Consider the following 18574-nt stretch of genomic DNA (forward strand, 5'->3'; position numbering starts at 1 on the left):
TTCGCCCTGATTAATGTACTCACGTTTATGGTACTGTCCGGCGGATAAGAAACATAGCCTGTTTTTAATTTGATGGATAAGGTTGCGGCACCGCTTATTGCCACGAGTGCCGCGAGCTGTTGTCAGCGCAAGATTTATTCTGCCTGTAGCTGATTCAGCCAGGGAGTGATATCGCCTACCCGCTGAGCTACCCACTGTGGGTCATACCAGGTATCGAGATAGCGCTCGCCGCTGTCGCACAGCAGCGTAACAATCGCCCCCTGTTGCTTCTGCTGACGCATCCGCTGCGCAACCTGTAACGCTCCCCAAAAATTGGTGCCGGTGGAAGCGCCAACCTTTCTGCCGAGCAGCTGCGCCAGAAACTGCATCGCCGCCGCGGAAGCGGCATCGGGCACGCGCATGATTTCATCAATAACGTCAGGAATAAACGAAGGCTCAACGCGTGGACGCCCGATCCCTTCGATACCGCTGCCGCGGTTGCTACGCAGGTCGGCGTTACGGGTATGCCAGTATTCATGGAATACTGAGTTATCCGGATCGACTACCAGTAAACGCGTATCGTGCCCCTGATAACGTAGATAGCGTCCGATAGTGGCGGAGGTGCCACCGGTTCCGGCGCCCATTACGATAGTATTCGGAACAGGGAAAGGCTCGCTGGCCATCTGCCGGAAGATACTGTCGGCGATATTATTATTGCCCCGCCAGTCGGTAGCCCGTTCGGCGTAGGTAAACTGATCCATAAAATGACCGTTAAGATCGCGTGCCAGCCGCTCGGATTCTTCATAGATGGCGCAAGGATCCTGCACGAAGTGGCACTCTCCGCCGTAAAAGTTAATCTGTTCTGATTTACGCCGTGCGGTGCTGGCAGGCATCACGGCGATAAAAGGTAGCCCAAGCAGTCGGGCAAAATAGGCTTCGGATACGGCCGTGCTGCCGGACGATGCTTCAATTATCGGCATGCCCTGTTTAATCCAGCCGTTGCTCAAGCCGTAAAGAAACAGCGAGCGAGCCAGACGATGTTTCAGGCTGCCGGTTGGATGCGTACTTTCATCTTTAAGATAGAACCAGATGCCGGGGAAGGCGGGTAAAGAGAAGCGGATCAGATGCGTCTCGGCGGAGCGCTGAAAATCAGCGTTGATTTCATTAATAGCATACTTAACCCACTGGCTACTCATTTTCATTTTCCTCTTTATCCCAGGCGCGACAAGAGTAAGGCATAAGGAAGAAAAAAAGTTTGCTTTATTTCCTGTACAATGCGCTTTTCTTAGCAAATTTTTCTCTGGAGAAAGAATGCTGGATAAAACCGATCGTAAACTGCTGGCGTTATTACAAAAGGATTGCACCTTATCCCTACAGTCGCTGGCGGAAGCCGTTAATCTGACCACCACCCCCTGCTGGAAACGGTTAAAAAAGCTGGAAGATGACGGTATCATTCGTGGACGCGTAGCGTTGCTGGATGGCGAAAAGCTGGGGCTGGCGCTTACCGCATTTATGCTGATTAAAACGCAGCAGCATAGCCGACAATGGTACCAGGAGTTTGTCAGCGTCGTGCAGGGCCTGCCGGAGGTGATGGCTTTTTATCGTATGGCGGGTGAATACGATTACCTGCTGCGTATTCAGGTTGCCGATATGAAACAATACGATGCGCTTTATAAGCGCCTGGTGAACGGCGTCAGCGGCCTGATCGATGTCACCTCAAGTTTCGCGATGGAAGAGATAAAATACACTACGGCGTTGCCCGTCGAACCTTGATCTTCCGTAGCCTTTTCTGACTCATCAATTAACCATGCAGGACGATACTTTGTGCGATTGTTTAGCCAGTTAAGTTGGTATTTTCTCCGCGAGTGGCGACGCTATCTCGGCGCGGTAACGCTATTGATCATCATTGCGGTGCTACAGCTGTTGCCGCCGAAAATCGTTGGCGTCATCATTGATGGCGTTACGCAACACCGTCTGAGCAGCGGCGGAGTGTTGATGTGGATTGGGATCATGCTGACAACCGCCATTGTGGTCTATCTGCTGCGCTACGTCTGGCGCGTATTGCTGTTTGGTGCCTCTTATCAGCTGGCGGTAGAACTGCGCGAAGATTTTTATCGCCAGCTTAGCCGACAGCATCCTGAATTCTATCTGCGTCACCGAACCGGCGATTTGATTGCGCGTGCCACGAATGATGTCGACCGGGTGGTTTTTGCTGCCGGTGAGGGCGTGCTGACGCTGGTGGATTCACTGGTCATGGGCTGCGCGGTATTAATCGTCATGAGTACGCAGATTAGCTGGCAGCTTACGCTGTTGGCGCTGATACCGATGCCGATTATGGCATTGGTGATCAAGCGCTACGGTGAACAGCTGCATCAGCGTTTTAAGCTGGCGCAGGCGGCTTTCTCCTCCCTTAACGACCAGGCACAGGAAAGTCTTTCCAGCATTCGCATGGTAAAAGCGTTTGGGCTGGAAACGCACCAGTCACAGCAGTTTTCTGATATTGCCGCCGACGCGGGTGAAAAAAACCTGCGCGTGGCGCGGGTTGATGCGCGCTTCGATCCGACGATTTACATCGCTATTGGTCTGTCGAACCTGCTGGCTATTGGCGGCGGCAGCTGGCTGGTCTGGCATCAGCAAATGACGCTGGGGCAGTTAACCAGCTTCGTTATGTATCTGGGTCTGATGATTTGGCCAATGCTGGCGCTGGCGTGGATGTTTAATATTGTCGAGCGCGGCAGTGCCGCCTGGAGCCGGATTCGCGCACTGCTTTCTGAAGCGCCAGCGGTAGAGGATGGCGCAAAAGTATTGCCGGAAGGACGGGGCGTACTACAGGTGGCGATCCGTGAATTTAATTACCCCGGCAGCCAACAGCCGACGCTGCGTAATCTCAACTTTCAGCTTAAACCAGGACAGATGCTGGGGCTTTGCGGCCCAACCGGTTCCGGTAAAAGTACGCTGTTAAGTTTAATTCAGCGCCATTTCGATATCTCTCAGGGAGATATTCGCTACCACAATATTCCGCTTACCCAGCTCCGGCTCGATAGCTGGCGCGGGCGGTTGGCGGTCGTGAATCAGACGCCGTTCCTGTTCTCCGATACCGTTGCCAACAATATCGCTCTGGGACGGCCTAACGCCAGCCGCGAAGAGATTGAGCGGGCGGCGAAGCTGGCAAGCGTGCATGAGGATATTCTGCGTTTGCCGCAGGGTTATGATACTGAGGTGGGCGAGCGTGGCGTGATGCTCTCCGGCGGGCAAAAGCAGCGTATCTCTATCGCGCGTGCGCTGTTACTGAGCGCTGAAATTTTAATTCTGGACGATGCGCTTTCCGCCGTCGATGGGCGGACTGAGCATCAGATTTTGCACAATCTGCGTCACTGGGGGCAGGGACGTACCGTGATTATCAGCGCACACCGCCTGTCGGCGTTGACCGAAGCCAGCGAAATCCTGGTATTGCAGCAGGGCGTTGTGGCACAGCGCGGCGAACACAGCACGCTGGTGCAGCAGCGGGGCTGGTACAGCGAAATGTATCGTTATCAGCAGCTGGAAGCAGCATTGGATGACGATGAAGAAAATGCAGCGAAGGAGGAGAGCCGTGGCTGATACCAGGAAACTTTGGCCTACGCTGAAGCGGCTGCTTTCCTATGGGAAACCCTGGCGTAAGGCGCTGTCGCTGGCGGTATTGATGCTGTGGATTGCCGCGGCAGCTGAAGTATTGGGGCCGGTGCTGGTTGGCTACTTTATCGATCGTCTGGTGGCGCAGCACAGTATGCCGCTGGGAAAGGCGGTCGGACTGGCCTGCGCGTTTATTTTCCTGCAGGGGCTGGCGGCACTGCTGCATTACTGGCAGGCGCTGCTGTTTAATCAGGCGGCGGTGGGTGTGGTACAACGTCTGCGTTCTGATGTTATGGATGCGGCACTGCGCCAGCCGCTTAGCGCCTTTGATACCCAGCCGGTGGGGCAAATCATTTCGCGCGTCACTAATGATACTGAAGTCATAAAAGATCTTTGGGTAACGGTAGTTGCGACGGTACTGCGTAGCGCGGCTTTAATCGGCGCTATGTTGATTGCAATGTTCAGTCTCGACTGGCGTATGGCGCTGGTGGCAGTGGTTATTTTCCCGCTGGTGCTTACCGTAATGTTTATTTATCAGCGTTACAGCACGCCGATCGTGCGTCGTGTGCGTAGCTATCTGGCTGATATTAATAACGGCTTTAATGAAGTCATCAACGGCATGAGCGTTATCCAGCAGTTTCGCCAGCAGGCACGTTTTGGCGAGCGTATGGGAGAAGCCAGCCGTTCGCACTATCTGGCGCGTATGGAAACGTTAAAACTGGACGGTTTTTTATTACGTCCGCTGCTGAGCCTGTTTTCCGCCGCGATTCTGTGCGGTCTGCTAATGCTGTTCAGCTTCTCTTCCACCGGCGTGTTTGAAGTGGGCGTCCTGTATGCGTTTATCAGCTATCTTGGACGGCTCAATGAACCGTTAATCGAATTGACCACTCAACAATCGATGTTGCAGCAGGCAGTAGTGGCTGGCGAGCGCGTTTTTGAATTAATGGATGCGCCTCGCCAGCATTACGGCAGCGATATACAGCCGCTGCGAAGCGGCAGCATCACTATCGATCGGCTCAGTTTTGCCTATCGCGAAGGGCGTAACGTGCTGGAAAATATCTCCCTTCAGGTACCTTCACGCAGCTTTGTAGCGTTGGTTGGGCATACCGGCAGCGGTAAGAGCACGCTGGCCAGCCTGCTGATGGGCTACTATCCGGTTACTCAGGGATCTATCCATCTTGACGATCGTCCGCTGGCGCAGCTCAGTCATCAGGTATTGCGTCAGGGTGTGGCGATGGTACAGCAGGATCCGGTTGTGCTGGCAGATACCTTTTTCGCTAATGTGGCGCTGGGGCGCGATATCAGCGAGCAGGCCGTATGGCAGGCGCTGGAAACCGTACAGCTGGCACCGCTGGCTCGTGGTCTTTCTGAAGGCATCCATACGCGTCTTGGCGAGCAGGGCAACAATCTGTCCGTAGGGCAAAAACAACTGCTGGCGCTGGCGCGCGTACTGGTAGCAGAGCCGCAAATCCTGATTCTTGACGAAGCGACAGCAAATATTGATTCAGGCACCGAGCAGGCGATCCAGCGAGCGCTACGCGAAGTCAGAAAGAAGACTACGCTGGTAGTAATTGCGCATCGTCTCTCTACCATTACCGAGGCCGATACCATTTTAGTGCTGCATCGCGGCCAGGCGGTAGAGCAGGGGACGCACCATCAGCTACTGGCGCTGCAAGGCCGTTACTGGCAAATGTACCAGCTGCAACAGGTAGGCAGCGAGCTTGCGGCTGGTGCGGTGGAAAACGCCTGACGCTATATTGCACCTCTTTCAGGCAGCGATAGCGAAAACGGAACCCATCGCTGCACGCTTAATGAACGTGACGCACCTTCGAGGTGCGTTTTTTTTACTATTGAATTGTTTCATATTCTTCATGTTTATTTTTTCTTTCATTTAATCAAGCTGTGAACGCTTCCTGCTGTAAATCTTTCTTTCTCATATCTGGCACAAGCTTTGCTTTATTCACTGCGCGTGAAGTGAGAAACCAATCTTATTCGGTGAGGGGAGCGTATGAAGCTGGTTACCGTCGTTATCAAACCATTCAAGCTGGAAGACGTGCGTGAAGCGCTCTCTTCTATTGGTATTCAGGGGCTGACTGTCACCGAAGTGAAAGGCTTTGGCCGACAGAAAGGCCACGCGGAGCTTTATCGCGGGGCCGAATACAGCGTGAATTTTCTACCTAAAGTCAAAATCGATATTGCTATTGCTGACGATCAGCTGGATGAAGTGGTTGATGTTATCAGCAAGTCTGCCTGGACTGGCAAAATCGGCGACGGCAAAATTTTTGTTGCTGAACTGCAGCGCGTGATTCGTATTCGCACAGGCGAAAACGATGAAGCTGCGCTGTAAGCCCCGTTTCTCTTTTATGATGGGATAACTAACAATGAATAAATTAATCAGCAAAATAGTTGCGGGGCTGGTGCTCTCACCTTCATTAGCGACGGCGGCTGTGCCCGTTGCGGACAAAGCGGATAACGCTTTTATGATGATCTGCACCGCGCTGGTGCTGTTTATGACGATACCAGGCATTGCGCTGTTCTATGGTGGACTGATTCGCGGAAAAAACGTGCTGTCGCTGCTGACGCAGGTGGCGGTGACGTTCGCTATGGTATGCGTACTTTGGGTTGTATATGGCTATTCACTTGCCTTTAGCGAAGGCAATGCGTTTTTTGGTGGGTTCAATTGGGTCATGCTGAAAAACATCAGCCTGACTGCGTTAAGCGGCACTTTTTATCAATATATTCATGTAGTTTTCCAGGCTTCGTTTGCCTGTATTACCGTTGGGTTGATTGTCGGCTCTATTGCAGAACGTATTCGTTTTTCCGCCGTGCTGATTTTTGTACTGATTTGGCTCACGCTCGCCTATCTGCCGATCGCGCATATGGTCTGGGCGGGCGGCTTCCTGGCGCAGGATGGCGCACTGGACTTTGCCGGAGGTACCGTAGTGCATATTAATGCGGCGGTTGCCGGGCTGATTGGCGCATGGCTGGTAGGTAAGCGTGCCGGCTATGGTAAGGAGGCGTTCAAGCCGCATAACCTGCCGATGGTGTTTACCGGTACGGCAATTCTTTATGTTGGCTGGTTTGGCTTTAACGCAGGTTCAGCCGCAGCAGCTAACGAGATCGCCGCACTGGCATTTCTTAACACCGTAGTGGCAACCGCAGGCGCAGTATTGTCGTGGACTTTTGGCGAGTGGGCACTGCGCGGAAAACCTTCTCTGCTGGGCGCCAGTTCAGGATTTATCGCTGGTCTGGTTGCGATTACGCCAGCCTGTGGCTACGTTGGCGTTGGCGGCGCGTTGATTATTGGTTTGATTGGCGGAGTGGCTGGCCTGTGGGGGGTCAGCTCGCTGAAAAAATGGCTGCGCGTTGACGATCCCTGCGATGTATTTGGCGTACATGGCGTATGCGGGATTATTGGCTGTATCCTGACCGGTATTTTTGCATCATCTTCGCTGGGCGGTGTTGGTTATGCGGAAGGCGTAACAATGGGGCATCAGGTATGGGTACAGCTTGTTAGCGTGGTGCTGACGATGATCTGGACCGGTGTGGTAGCCGTTATCGGTTTTAAGATAGCGGATATGCTGGTTGGGCTGCGCGTACCGGAAGAACACGAACGCGAAGGGCTGGACGTTAACAGCCACGGCGAAAACGCCTATAACCAATAATGCTAAAGAAGTATTAAACAAAAAGGACGATGCCAGGCATCGTCCTTTTTTATACTATCAACTGCGCTGGCGTATGACGCCTTCCTGTACTGTTGAGGCGACCAGCACGCCATCCTGGGTATAAAATTCGCCGCGAACGAAGCCGCGGGCGCTGGAGGCTGAGGTGCTTTCCACGCTGTACAGCAGCCACTGGTTCAGATCAATCTTGCGGTGAAACCACATTGAGTGGTCAATGGTCGCTACCTGCATACCGGGTTCAAGGAACCCCTTACCGTGCGGCTGAAGCGCAACCGGTAGAAAGTTAAGATCGGAAGCGTAACCCAGCAGATATTGATGAAGGCGGGCATCATCTGGCATCGGGCCATTAGCCCTGATCCAGACCTGACGCGTTGGCTCATCCGTATGACCTTTTAGCGGATTGTGGAAGGTAACAGGACGTACTTCCAGCGGTCTTTCGGCAAGAAACTTAGCGCGGATTTTTTCCGGAAGCATCCCTGCCAGCTGCTGAGCAATCTCAGTTTCACTGGGCAACCCGTCCGGGCCTTTCACTTCAGGCATTGTTTTCTGATGTTCAAAACCAGGCTCAGGAGCCTGGAAAGATGCGGTCATGTAAAAAATAGGCTGGCCGTTCTGGATAGCTGAAACGCGGCGCGCGCTGAAACTGTAACCGTCACGCAGCGTTTCGACGTCGTAGATAATGGCTTTCTGGCTGTCACCGGGGCGAAGGAAGTAGCTGTGGAAAGAGTGGATATTGCGATCGGCCTGTACGGTTTGTTTGGCTGCGTATAGCGCCTGGCCAACTACCTGGCCGCCGAAGACCTGACGCAGGCCCAGGTCCTCACTCTGGCCGCGAAACAGGCCTTCCTCAAGTTTTTCCAGTTGTAGCAGGTTAAGCAAACTTTCTAATGCCTGACTCATGGGGTATTCCTCAATAACGTTACCGGCTTAGTTTGCGAGATCGGACCAGCTCCTGCAACCGCTGTGATTTGTTAAAGGAAACAACGTAGGAAATGAAATTGTTGAGCCAGGCAAAAAGACGCAACCTGTGCCAGAATTAAGCACATACAGCGTTTTTAAGCTGTTTCGGCCAACTTTTCGCCGATACCACATTGATTAAAAGGAGAGGATATCAATGAAATTCTGGCATGTTATGAGTGGAGTGGCGCTGGCCGTTGCTCTCGCAGGTTGTGCAGATAAAAGCGCGAATATTCCCGTACCGACGCCGGGCACCGAGTCAACCATCACCCAGCCGAACGTCAGCGGTTCAGTTTATATCCGTGGCAACTTTACCTTACCTGCGGATGCAGCACTAACGGTGACCCTGTCGGATGCTTCCCTGTCCGACGCTCCGGCGAAAGTGCTGTCGCAGCGTGTGGTACGTACTGAAGGTAAGCCGGGACCGTATCGCTTCGTACTGCCGTTCAATCCGGCAGATATTCAACCGGATGCACGTATTCTCCTTAGCGCAGCGGTTACCATTGATAATAAAGTTGTTCTCGTGACGGATTCAGTGAAACCGGCAATTAACGGTGGCGGAACCCAGATCGATTTAACGTTGGTTCCCGTGCCTTCAGTGGCGGTACCGGTAATGAATACCAGTAATGCTGGCGCTACCATTCCTTCCACTTCACCGACACAGGTTACGCCTTATTCATCAGCTCCGGCACCTGTAAAATATTAAGTAGTTGTGGGCCAGCTTTGCTGGCCCCGTTACCATTGCCAGCGATAGCGCGCCAGATCCACCTTGCCATCATCACTAATTTCAATCCCTTCCGCTTCCAGCGCATCACGCTGACGCAGCAGATCGTCGCCCTGCAATGAAATTTGCCCGTAGCGGTTAATAATACGATGCCATGGCAGGCGGCTGTCAGCGGGCAGTCGTTTTAATACCCCACCGACCTGACGTGCAGCACGAGGCGATCCTGCCAGTCGCGCCACCTCACCGTAGGTTGTGACGCTGCCAGCAGGAATAGCCGCAATTACCTGTAGTACACGTTGGGTAAAGGAATCATTTTCCACCATCTTCTCCTGCCTTATCACATATTTGCATCCTGACAAAAATGGCATAAGGAATAAACAGAAAAAGAAGTAGCCGCTGCAATAAAGAGGAAGGGGCTGGAAAAAACAGCAGGTTGTTTAATAAAACATCGGTTGCCAGCCTGCAGCTTGCATTTACCCCATGCATCATTGATAATGCCTGCGCTCTGTAACAGAGCGCGTCAATGGGGGCCCTGTTGGTTCTCCCGCAACGCTAACTTGTGAACTCGGTCAGGTCCGGAAGGAAGCAGCCGCAGCAGGTGACGCGTGTGCCGGGATGTAGCTGGCAGGGCCCCCACCATTTTTGCTCCATCCTGCTTTTCCTTAGCGTACAAATTTCCACACAGACACCGGGACTTTATCGTACAGCTTATTCATCGTTAATTCAGCCAGGCGGTGATCGGCAGCTGAATAAAACACGGCCAGCTCATCGTCAGGTAATTCATACTTATTTTTTTCAATCACTCGTTCAAGCGTATCAATTGATCGGCAACGTCTTAAACGCATCAGATAGTCAGTCTTAGTCATAAGTTTTTCTGTCATGGTTAAACCGTAATAAAAGATCGGTTATGAAAATGAATGGCTTGGCTGTAAAGGAAGCTGAGCACACTCTTCTGCAAAAAGGTTAAACAAGCGCCTGGCAGAACGCTGCCAGCGCTGCAAATCCTGAACATTAATGCCGTAATTACTAAATAACATAAAAGTATCATCAAGGTAATCATCAATCTGAACGATGAGGTCCTCGTCTTCAGCATGTTTTATTTTGTAATTCATGGTGAAAGAAGCAATATGTTCAATAAGTTCATTTAGCTGTAAGTTGGTCGCGGAAGTGGGATCGTTAACCCAGCCGTGATGACTGTCGCCCAGCGTTGCCAAACTTTCGTCGTACAGATTTTCACACAAGAAATTCAATTGGGCAATATCATGCCGTTTCGGTGAATATTCGTCCATCTTTTTTCCCTCCATACATCGACCATTGTCTGCATGCGAAACAGCGAAAAAAGCAATCTGACTTACATTTAATATTAAAAGCCGTTGGATTATCAAACAAGTTAAATATGATGTACGTTTGTGATTTTCAGATTAGGTATTACTCAATTATAGCTCGTCGGCAGTGGAAGGACGCGTATTATCAATAACATTAAAGGCTAAAGCACCGGGAATTACTTCGAATGTAATCGTTTCCTGACAGCTTTCTGTCTGGTTAATGTCAAGACAAGCATTGAATACATTCCAGTCAAACCGGTAAGCCATTTTATATTGTTGCTGGCCCAGCGCCTCAACAGAAATAACTTTTATCGATCCGGGAACTAAAAGTGCGTTCTGCGAGTACCACTCTAAATCCCCAATGAGCCATTTTTCTATTTTGGGAATATTCTGGATAATTATACTTTTTAATTTTAGCGTATTTTCTTCAGGTTGCAAAATACCGCAGGGTATAATTTTGCGCATTTGCCCTCCGCAACGTCCTGGCAGGCCTGCGCCAGAGATGGAGCCAGTATGACAGAAGGTGGATAAAAATAAGTAGGTCATTCCCTATTCGTGTGATTGGAAAACGGGCGTCATGCTGACTTTCTTTCCTGGTACTCTCTGATTAGATAATTGAATTTTCTTGTATTCCTCGCGTGTAGGCAACAGCAAAATTGCTATGTAATTGTCATAAAAGGATACAATTTTTCATCCTGCCAGCGTCATTTTTCAGCGCACAGACACAAGATAAAGCCCATCAGGCCGTTTCAGCAATGCAGGGTAGCGTAAAAAGGGCCTTCATCAGAAGGCCCGGCAGAAGTGGCTAACGCTTCTTTTTGCCGCCCTGAACGGCTTTAAAGCGCGGATTGCTTTTACAAATAACATAAATACGGCCATGCCTGCGTACTATTCGGCAATCTTTATGCCGTGTTTTGGCAGAACGTAATGAGCTTAAAACCTGCATAAAGTATCCTTAATTATCTGCTTTAAAAAATGGCTATACCACGGTAAAAATGGGCCGCCTTATCTTTCTGAAATCGGACTCTGTCTATCCATAATCCCTGCAAGGCAACGTTAAAAAAACCGGGCACGACCCTAAGAAAGATGTCACTATCCACATCCGTTTTTACGGCTGGTCAGGCCCGGATTGGTACGGTTATCGAAAAAAGACGGCACAATCATGAGAAGGACAAACACCTTTCGCCAGTAATTGTTATGTTATAACGTAATGATTATGCATCTCTCATTTCTGTCACGCAAGGGGCGCTCTGGTGAAAACGCAGCAACATGAGGAAAAGAGAGGGCAGGGGAACAAGGCGGGCAGTTAGCAACAATAAAGGCGGCACAAAGAGGGGAGTCAGGCAGATCAGAATAAGAAGCCGATAGTTAAAAAGGGCCTGAATTGTCGGGTTATCGTCAGATAAAAAAGAGGCCACATAATGTGGCCTCCGATAAAAACAATGCTAATTAATGCTGGTGCTCAACAGGATGGCCCTGTTCAAGCTCTTCCTTATGCTTGCTAAAGCGGCGGCGTACCACCACAAAGAACACCGGTACGAAGAAGATAGCCAGCACGGTAGCGGTAACCATACCGCCCATTACGCCTGTACCTACGGCGTTCTGAGCACCGGAACCAGCACCAGTACTGATAGCCAGCGGCAGTACGCCGAGGATAAATGCCAGCGAGGTCATCAGAATTGGACGCAGACGCATACGCGTTGCTTCCAGCGTTGCCTCAACCAGGCCTTTACCTTCTTTCTCCATCAGATCTTTAGCGAACTCAACGATCAGAATGGCGTTCTTCGCCGACAGGCCAATGGTTGTCAACAGACCTACCACGAAGTAGACGTCATTACTTAGTCCGCGCAGGGTGGTAAAGATCAGTGCACCGATAACGCCCAGCGGTACAACCAGCATAACTGCAAACGGAATCGACCAGCTCTCATAGAGCGCCGCCAGACACAGGAACACCACAATCAGCGAGATGGCATAGAGTGCCGGAGCCTGGTTACCGGAGAGGCGCTCCTGATAGGACATGCCGGTCCAGTCATAGCCAATACCCTGCGGTAATTTAGCTGCCAGCTCTTCCATCAACGCCATGGCGTCACCCGAACTACGGCCCGGTGCCGCCTGTCCGAGAATTTCCATTGAAGGCAGGCCGTTGTAGCGTTCCAGACGCGGCGAACCATACTGCCAGTGTGCCGTTGAGAACGCAGAGAAGGGCACCATATCGCCGTTAGAGGCGCGAACATACCATTTATTGATATCGTCCGGCAGCATACGAGAATCGGCTTTACCCATCACATAGACTTTTTTCACACGGCCGCGATCGATAAAGTCGTTCACGTACGATCCGCCCCAGGCAGCTCCCAGCGTGGTATTAATATCTGAAATAGATACGCCCAGCGCTCGCGCTTTTTCCTGATCGACGGTCAGCTTATACTGCGGTGTATCTTCCAGGCCGTTAGGACGAACGCCTACTACGGTATCCGGACGCTGCGCTAACATACCCAGCAGCTGGTTACGCGCCTGCGTTAGCTTCTCGTGACCCAGGTTGGCCTGATCGATCAGTTCAAAGTCGAAGCCGGTAGCGTTACCCAGTTCGATAATTGCTGGCAGGTTGAATGGGATAACCATGGCGTCTTTAATCGCACTCAGCGCACCCATCGCACGGCCCGCAATCGCCGGAACCTTGTTTTCTGCACCGCTACGCTCTTCCCACGGTTTCAGACTGACGAAGGCAATACCGGTATTCTGACCGCGCCCGGCAAAGCCGAAGCCGTTAACCGTAAATACTGACTTAACGTTGGCTTTTTCGTGAGTTAGATAGTAATCACTAACCTGATCGAGCACTTTCTGTGTACGTTCCTGCGTAGCGCCAGCTGGCAGCACTGCCTGCGTCAGCAGCAGGCCCTGATCCTCTTCCGGCAGGAAGGAGGTAGGGAGGCGCATAAAGAGTACCGCCATACCGATAACAATCAGCAGGTAAATTAAGAGATAGCGCCCGGTGCTACGAACAATATGCCCCACGCTATCAACGTAGTGATCGGTACTTTTATCGAACAGACGGTTAAACCAGCCGAAGAAGCCGGTGGTTTTGCCATGCTCGCCCGGTTTAACCGGTTTCAGCATCGTGGCGCAAAGTGCCGGGGTCAGCACCAGTGCGACAATTACCGACAGCACCATTGCCGAAACAATAGTGATGGAGAACTGACGATAAATAACGCCAGTTGAACCGCCAAAAAACGCCATCGGGATAAATACTGCGGAAAGGACCAGGGCAATACCAACCAGCGCACCCTGAATCTGATCCATTGATTTGCGCGTCGCCTCTTTCGGCGGCAAACCTTCTTCCGCCATAACGCGCTCGACGTTCTCTACAACCACGATGGCGTCATCCACCAGCAGGCCGATAGCCAACACCATCCCGAACATCGTCAGGGTATTTATTGAGTAACCGAATACGCTGATAATAGCGAAAGTACCTAACAGCACTACCGGCACCGCGATCGTTGGGATCAGCGTGGCGCGGAAGTTTTGCAGGAACAGGTACATTACCAGGAATACCAGCACGATCGCTTCGAACAGCGTTTTCACCACCTCAAAGATGGAGATTTTTACAAACGGCGTGGTGTCGTAAGGGTAAACGACTTTCAGGCCAGCCGGGAAAGTAGGCGAAAGCCTATCCAGCGCTGCTTTTACCGCGTTGGCGGTATCAAGCGCGTTAGCCCCGGTAGCCAGTTTAATCCCCAAACCGGAAGAAGGTTGTCCGTTAAAACGGGCAATGATTTCATAGTTTTCACCACCCAGTTCGATGGTGGCAACGTCACGCAGGCGCACCTGTGAGCCGTCCGGATTAACCTTCAGCAAAATCTTGCCGAATTCTTCCGTCGAGGTCAGACGCGTTTGCGCAATGATTGAGGCGTTAAGCTGTTGGCCTTTCACCGGAGGCGTACCGCCCAGCTGACCTGCCGCAACCTGGGCGTTCTGCGTGGAGATAGCACTAACCACATCGACCGGGGTCAGCTGATAGTTATTCAGCTTGTGCGGGTCCATCCAGATACGCATCGCATACTGTGCACCGAACAGCTGAGTATCACCAACGCCAGGGGTACGGCTGATGGGATCTTTAATGGTAGAAGACACAAAGTCGGAAATATCGTTTTGCGTCATGCTGCCATCTTCACTCACGAAGCCTGCTACCATCAGGAAGCTGCTGGAAGATTTTTGTACCTGAATACCCTGCTGCTGTACTTCTTGCGGCAGCAACGGCATCGCCAGTTGCAGTTTGTTCTGCACCTGCACCTGGGCGATATCCGCATCGGTACCAGACTGGAAAGAGAGCGTCAGCTGCAACGAACCGGATGAATCACTGCTTGAGGACATATACATCAGTCCGTCAATACCGTTCATATTCTGTTCGATAACCTGCGTTACTGAATCCTGCAGCGTTTTCGCATCTGCGCCAGGGTAGTTCGCATTAATCTGTACCGCTACAGGAGCAACATTAGGATATTGCTCAATCGGCAGTTTAAGGATCGATAGCGCACCTGCCAGCATAATAATGATGGCGATAACCCAGGCAAAGATGGGGCGATCGATAAAGAACTTAGCCATGTATCAGTGGCTCCTGTTTAAGACTGAGATTGTTCAGAGTGCGGCTGCGACTGCTGTTGATCTTTCGCATTCTCTGTCACTTCCTGTGGCTTAACCTGAGCGCCAGGTTTTGCCCGCTGGATACCGACAGAGATCACGCGATCGCCAGCCTGAACGCCCTGCGTAATCAGCCATTTATCGCCAATCGCCTGTTTTGCAGTCACATTGCGAACGGCAACTTTATTATCCTGACCGACCACCATTACCGTGGCCTGACCGGTAGGCGTACGGGTTACAGCCTGCTGCGGTACCAGAATCGCATTCGGGTTGATACCTTCTTCCAGACGCGCACGAACGAACATGCCTGGCAGCAGGCGATGGTCCGGGTTCGGGAACACGGCTCTCAGGGTAATAGAACCCGTTGTTTCATCCACGGTAACGTCGGAAAACTCCAGCGTACCCGGTTGTTGGTATTCACTACCGTCAGGCATCAACAGCGTTACGTTGGCTTTGCCATCGTTTTGTTTGATCTGACCTGATTCCATCTCTTGCCGTAAGCGCAGATACTCATCGCTGGATTGCGTGACGTCTACGTACATTGGGTCGAGCTGCTGTACGGTAGCCATCGCCGTGGTTTGACCGGTTTGTACCAACGCGCCTTCGGTTACTGCAGATTTACCGATACGCCCGCTGATAGGCGAAGTGACTTTGGTGTAGGCGAGATTAATGCGTGCGGTTTCAACGTTAGCTTTTGCGACTTCTACCGCAGCTGCCGTCTGGCTTTGTGTTGCCACCGCCTGATCGTAATCCTGCTGGCTGATATATTTCGTGCCCAGCAGCGGCTGATAGCGTTTGACCGTCAGGGCGGCAATGCGCGCGTTCGCCTGCGCCTGTGCTAAATCGCCTTTGGCGCTGTTATAGGTAGCCTGATAGGGCGCCGGATCGATCTGATAGAGCGATTCACCCGCTTTAATATCGCTACCTTCAACGAAGTTACGTTTCAGAATGATGCCTGAAACCTGTGGACGTACTTCCGCCACGCGATAAGCTGAAGTTCGCCCCGGCAGCTCGGTGGTAATTTTCAACGGTTCGCTTTTTAGCGTGACGACGCCGACTTCAGGCGCCTGTTGCTGTTGACCACCCTGTTGGGACTTATCATCACATCCTGTTAGCACAAAGCTGCCTGAAAGCATCAGTACGGCCGCCAGAGGCGTTAACCCTCTGTTATTTTTCATAAATCAACCTCGATTGTTCGATATCGATTGGTCAATGGATCACAAACCGTTGAGCCATTGCTGCGTTTATATTGTGGTCATGCTATGGTACATACATTCGCAAATGTATGTAAATCCGCCGCTTGGTAAAAGCGTTACTATGGCACGAAAAACCAAACAGCAAGCCCTTGAAACACGGAATCAAATTCTTGATGCCGCCATTGCACGTTTCTCTGAATTTGGCGTCTCGGCAACGTCCCTGGCTGATATCGCTAAAGAGGCTGGCGTAACGCGTGGCGCTATCTACTGGCACTTTAAAAACAAGACTGATTTGCTCAATGAAATTTGGGCGCAGTCTGAGTCTGGACTGGAGGACATTGAGCAAGAGTATCAGTCAAAATACCCTGACGATCCACTTTCCGTTATGCGCGCCGTAATCTGCTACATTTTTGCTGCCACCGCGCGCGATCAACGGCGTCGCTCCCTACTGGAAATCATTTTTCATAAGTGTGAGTTTGTTGGCGAAATGCTGCCATTACAAATTGTGCAGCAGAATCTGTATCTTGAGTGTTATGAAAAAATAGAAGAAGCGTTGGCTGATTGTATTGAGGCGGGTCAATTACCCGCCAGGTTAAACATGCGGCGTGCAGCGGTCATTATGCGTGGCTACATTACCGGCATTATGGAGAACTGGCTGTTTATGCCAGAAAGCTTCGACATTGAGCAGGATGCGCCGGTACTGGTTGATGCGTTAATTGATATGTTGAAAAACAGTCCCTGCCTGCTGACGGACGCTACAGGTTAGCGGCACGCAACCGCTGTTTATTTTCGTAATCGTGCCGCACGATTTCCAGCGCCGCCAGTACGGTTTCCGGCGCGATATCGCTCTGTTCCAGCAGCATAATTAAATCAACGGCCAGTTTTATTTCATCAGGTGCGCTTTCCAGCGACATAGGTATGCTCCTTAACGTCGTATAATGCGCGCTATCGCTACCAACAGCAGCGCGCCCGCCAACGCCAGCAGCAATGCACGTACGTGTAGGCTGGCCAGCGTACCCCAGTTAAAGTAGACGCTAATATAGCCGCCTACCAGCGCGCCGATAATAGCCAGAATCAGCATCGGCAACCAGCTGCCGCGCCCGGCAAACCCTTTACTTGCCGCCAGGCCTACCGCTATGCCAATGAGTAGCCAGGATAACAACCCCATCTGCCGGTCCTTAAATATGGTTTCTGTATGGTGAAGGTTCTATTGATAAAATAGCCTGTTACCCACTGCAGTACAGCTTATGTGCTGTGATAAAGTGATCCGGTCGGTTCTTTGCAGGATATTCCATGCGGCGCATTATATTATTAACTATCGGTTGGTTGGCTATTTTATTAGGATCGCTGGGCGTAGTATTACCGCTGCTGCCTACCACACCTTTTATTTTATTAGCCGCCTGGTGTTTTGCCCGCTCGTCGCCGCGTTTTCATCACTGGCTACTCTGGCGTTCCTGGTTTGGCAGCTATATTCGTCACTGGCAACAGCACCGCGCGCTGCCGCCGGGGGTAAAAGGGCGTGCTATACTACTGATAGTCTGCACATTCACGTTTTCTGTCTGGATGGTAGAGGTGTTCTGGCTGCGCATTATGCTGCTTGTTATGTTAGGCGCGCTGTTAATAATGATGTGGCGTATGCCGGTTGTTACCGAACAGAACCCAAAAGAAAGTGCGAGCGGTGATTAATACTTTCTTGCGTTGAACTTAACGATTTTCATCCGATTAAACGGCAGAGTGGCAAACGGTGTTGCATTTATCCTGCGGTTTGCTTAGATTTGTTCGTTTTCGTGCGCGGTTTCCCCGATATCATCCTTTTTCGTCTGCGGCGCTGCCGTTCAGCGTAAGGCGAAGCTGCGCGAGTCAGTTCAGTATTTACCAGGCATAATATTATGACCGCGACTGCACAGCAGCTTGAATTCCTTAAAGACAGTATTAAAAGCGTTCCGGACTATCCGAAGCCGGGTATCCTGTTTCGTGATGTCACCAGCCTGCTGGAAGATCCGCGCGCTTTCGCTACGACTATCGATCTGTTCATTGCACGTTTCCGCGATCGGGGCATTACTAAAGTCGTTGGCACCGAGGCGCGTGGCTTTTTATTCGGCGCGCCGGTCGCGCTGGGGCTGGGCGTTGGCTTTGTACCGGTACGCAAACCGGGCAAACTGCCGCGTGCTACCTGGAGCGAAAGCTACGATTTAGAGTATGGCAGCGACCAGCTGGAGCTACACCGTGATGCGATTAAGCCGGGCGATGTCGTGCTGGTGGTTGACGATCTGCTGGCGACCGGCGGCACTATCGAAGCGACGGTAAAACTGATCCGCCGTGCTGGTGGTGAAGTCAAAGACGCGGCATTCGTCATTAATCTGTTCGATTTAAACGGTGAAGCCCGTCTTAATGCGCTGGGTATCGAATGCTACAGCCTGGTCTCTTTCCCCGGCCACTGAGTTTCCCGCCTTCAGCCTCGCC

Annotated in this window: 21 protein-coding genes and 1 other RNA gene; 10 read left to right on the forward strand and 12 right to left on the reverse strand. The window is 51.6% G+C overall.

What is annotated here, in order from left to right; all coding sequences use genetic code 11:
- Nucleotides 1–134 precede the first annotated feature (134 nt).
- Nucleotides 135–1175, reverse strand: coding sequence for a PLP-dependent cysteine synthase family protein (locus tag C7M51_RS02075; protein ID WP_160620063.1), 1041 nt, complete (start codon nucleotides 1173–1175; stop codon nucleotides 135–137).
- Between the two features lie 115 nt (nucleotides 1176–1290).
- On the opposite strand from C7M51_RS02075, the gene C7M51_RS02080 reads away from it, so the two are divergent.
- The 5 genes from C7M51_RS02080 to amtB all read left to right on the forward strand — a co-directional run bounded on the left by C7M51_RS02080 (nucleotide 1291) and on the right by amtB (nucleotide 7256).
- On the forward strand, nucleotides 1291–1752 hold the full coding sequence (locus tag C7M51_RS02080) for an Lrp/AsnC family transcriptional regulator (protein ID WP_160620065.1): 462 nt from the start codon (nucleotides 1291–1293) through the stop codon (nucleotides 1750–1752).
- A 51-nt stretch (nucleotides 1753–1803) separates the two neighbouring features.
- Nucleotides 1804–3579 carry a SmdA family multidrug ABC transporter permease/ATP-binding protein gene (locus tag C7M51_RS02085; RefSeq protein ID WP_160620067.1) on the forward strand — a complete coding sequence of 592 codons (1776 nt, stop codon included), beginning with the start codon at nucleotides 1804–1806 and terminating at the stop codon, nucleotides 3577–3579.
- Complete coding sequence (locus C7M51_RS02090; protein ID WP_208852136.1) at nucleotides 3551–5341, forward strand: SmdB family multidrug efflux ABC transporter permease/ATP-binding protein; 1791 nt, start codon at nucleotides 3551–3553, stop codon at nucleotides 5339–5341. Before C7M51_RS02085 ends, C7M51_RS02090 begins: the two co-directional genes overlap by 29 nt.
- A gap of 258 nt (nucleotides 5342–5599) precedes the next feature.
- Nucleotides 5600–5938, forward strand: coding sequence for a P-II family nitrogen regulator (gene glnK, locus C7M51_RS02095; protein ID WP_160620071.1), 339 nt, complete (start codon nucleotides 5600–5602; stop codon nucleotides 5936–5938).
- 34 nt (nucleotides 5939–5972) lie between these two features.
- Nucleotides 5973–7256: an ammonium transporter AmtB gene (amtB, locus tag C7M51_RS02100; protein ID WP_160620072.1), complete on the forward strand. Its 1284-nt coding sequence runs from the start codon at nucleotides 5973–5975 to the stop codon at nucleotides 7254–7256.
- A 57-nt stretch (nucleotides 7257–7313) separates the two neighbouring features.
- Here amtB and tesB read toward each other — a convergent pair whose 3' ends face one another.
- Nucleotides 7314–8174 (reverse strand): acyl-CoA thioesterase II, encoded by an 861-nt coding sequence (gene tesB, locus C7M51_RS02105; RefSeq protein WP_160620074.1) that lies wholly within the window; start codon nucleotides 8172–8174, stop codon nucleotides 7314–7316.
- Between the two features lie 214 nt (nucleotides 8175–8388).
- On the opposite strand from tesB, the gene C7M51_RS02110 reads away from it, so the two are divergent.
- Entirely contained in the window at nucleotides 8389–8937 is a 549-nt protein-coding gene (locus C7M51_RS02110; RefSeq protein ID WP_160620076.1) for a YbaY family lipoprotein, read from the forward strand.
- 29 nt (nucleotides 8938–8966) lie between these two features.
- Here the strand turns inward: C7M51_RS02110 and C7M51_RS02115 are convergent, their stop codons facing one another.
- The gene (locus tag C7M51_RS02115; protein ID WP_160620078.1) at nucleotides 8967–9278 is read right to left on the reverse strand and encodes an MGMT family protein; all 312 of its coding nucleotides are present in this window, start codon (nucleotides 9276–9278) and stop codon (nucleotides 8967–8969) included.
- Nucleotides 9265–9444 carry a hypothetical protein gene (locus tag C7M51_RS02120; protein ID WP_160620080.1) on the reverse strand — a complete coding sequence of 60 codons (180 nt, stop codon included), beginning with the start codon at nucleotides 9442–9444 and terminating at the stop codon, nucleotides 9265–9267. Before C7M51_RS02120 ends, C7M51_RS02115 begins: the two co-directional genes overlap by 14 nt.
- 44 nt (nucleotides 9445–9488) lie before the next feature.
- Between C7M51_RS02120 and ffs the strand changes: the two genes are divergently transcribed.
- Nucleotides 9489–9585, forward strand: an RNA gene (gene ffs / locus C7M51_RS02125) — signal recognition particle sRNA small type.
- 32 nt (nucleotides 9586–9617) lie between these two features.
- Here ffs and C7M51_RS02130 read toward each other — a convergent pair.
- The 6 genes from C7M51_RS02130 to C7M51_RS02155 form a co-directional block, all read right to left on the reverse strand.
- A complete protein-coding gene (locus C7M51_RS02130) occupies nucleotides 9618–9836 on the reverse strand; it encodes an HHA domain-containing protein (RefSeq protein WP_141177081.1) in 219 nt (72 codons plus the stop codon).
- Between the two features lie 24 nt (nucleotides 9837–9860).
- The gene (gene tomB / locus C7M51_RS02135; protein ID WP_160620082.1) at nucleotides 9861–10244 is read right to left on the reverse strand and encodes an Hha toxicity modulator TomB; all 384 of its coding nucleotides are present in this window, start codon (nucleotides 10242–10244) and stop codon (nucleotides 9861–9863) included.
- 147 nt (nucleotides 10245–10391) lie between these two features.
- Nucleotides 10392–10826, reverse strand: a complete 435-nt coding sequence (locus tag C7M51_RS02140; RefSeq protein WP_341874753.1) for a hypothetical protein — start codon at nucleotides 10824–10826, stop codon at nucleotides 10392–10394.
- 259 nt (nucleotides 10827–11085) lie between these two features.
- Nucleotides 11086–11226: a type B 50S ribosomal protein L36 gene (gene ykgO / locus C7M51_RS02145; protein WP_160620084.1), complete on the reverse strand. Its 141-nt coding sequence runs from the start codon at nucleotides 11224–11226 to the stop codon at nucleotides 11086–11088.
- A gap of 503 nt (nucleotides 11227–11729) precedes the next feature.
- Nucleotides 11730–14879 (reverse strand): efflux RND transporter permease subunit, encoded by a 3150-nt coding sequence (locus C7M51_RS02150; RefSeq protein ID WP_160620086.1) that lies wholly within the window; start codon nucleotides 14877–14879, stop codon nucleotides 11730–11732.
- Nucleotides 14880–14896: 17 nt separating this feature from the next.
- A complete protein-coding gene (locus C7M51_RS02155; RefSeq protein ID WP_160620088.1) occupies nucleotides 14897–16093 on the reverse strand; it encodes an efflux RND transporter periplasmic adaptor subunit in 1197 nt (398 codons plus the stop codon).
- A gap of 139 nt (nucleotides 16094–16232) precedes the next feature.
- Here C7M51_RS02155 and acrR point away from each other — a divergent pair, with 139 nt between their 5' ends.
- A complete protein-coding gene (acrR, locus tag C7M51_RS02160; protein ID WP_160620090.1) occupies nucleotides 16233–16877 on the forward strand; it encodes a multidrug efflux transporter transcriptional repressor AcrR in 645 nt (214 codons plus the stop codon).
- On the opposite strand, the gene rsmS is transcribed toward acrR, so the two are convergent.
- The gene (rsmS, locus tag C7M51_RS02165; RefSeq protein WP_160620092.1) at nucleotides 16867–17025 is read right to left on the reverse strand and encodes a pleiotropic regulatory protein RsmS; all 159 of its coding nucleotides are present in this window, start codon (nucleotides 17023–17025) and stop codon (nucleotides 16867–16869) included. The genes acrR and rsmS overlap by 11 nt on opposite strands.
- Before the next feature lie 11 nt (nucleotides 17026–17036).
- On the reverse strand, nucleotides 17037–17279 hold the full coding sequence (locus tag C7M51_RS02170) for a GlsB/YeaQ/YmgE family stress response membrane protein (protein ID WP_160620094.1): 243 nt from the start codon (nucleotides 17277–17279) through the stop codon (nucleotides 17037–17039).
- A gap of 125 nt (nucleotides 17280–17404) precedes the next feature.
- On the opposite strand from C7M51_RS02170, the gene C7M51_RS02175 reads away from it, so the two are divergent.
- Together C7M51_RS02175 and apt are read left to right on the forward strand one after the other, a co-directional pair.
- Nucleotides 17405–17797, forward strand: coding sequence for a DUF454 family protein (locus C7M51_RS02175; protein ID WP_160620096.1), 393 nt, complete (start codon nucleotides 17405–17407; stop codon nucleotides 17795–17797).
- 203 nt (nucleotides 17798–18000) lie between these two features.
- Nucleotides 18001–18552: an adenine phosphoribosyltransferase gene (apt, locus tag C7M51_RS02180; protein WP_160620098.1), complete on the forward strand. Its 552-nt coding sequence runs from the start codon at nucleotides 18001–18003 to the stop codon at nucleotides 18550–18552.
- Nucleotides 18553–18574: the final 22 nt, after the last annotated feature.

Origin of the sequence: Mixta intestinalis (genome assembly GCF_009914055.1) — a bacterium.
Classification (GTDB): domain Bacteria; phylum Pseudomonadota; class Gammaproteobacteria; order Enterobacterales; family Enterobacteriaceae; genus Mixta; species Mixta intestinalis.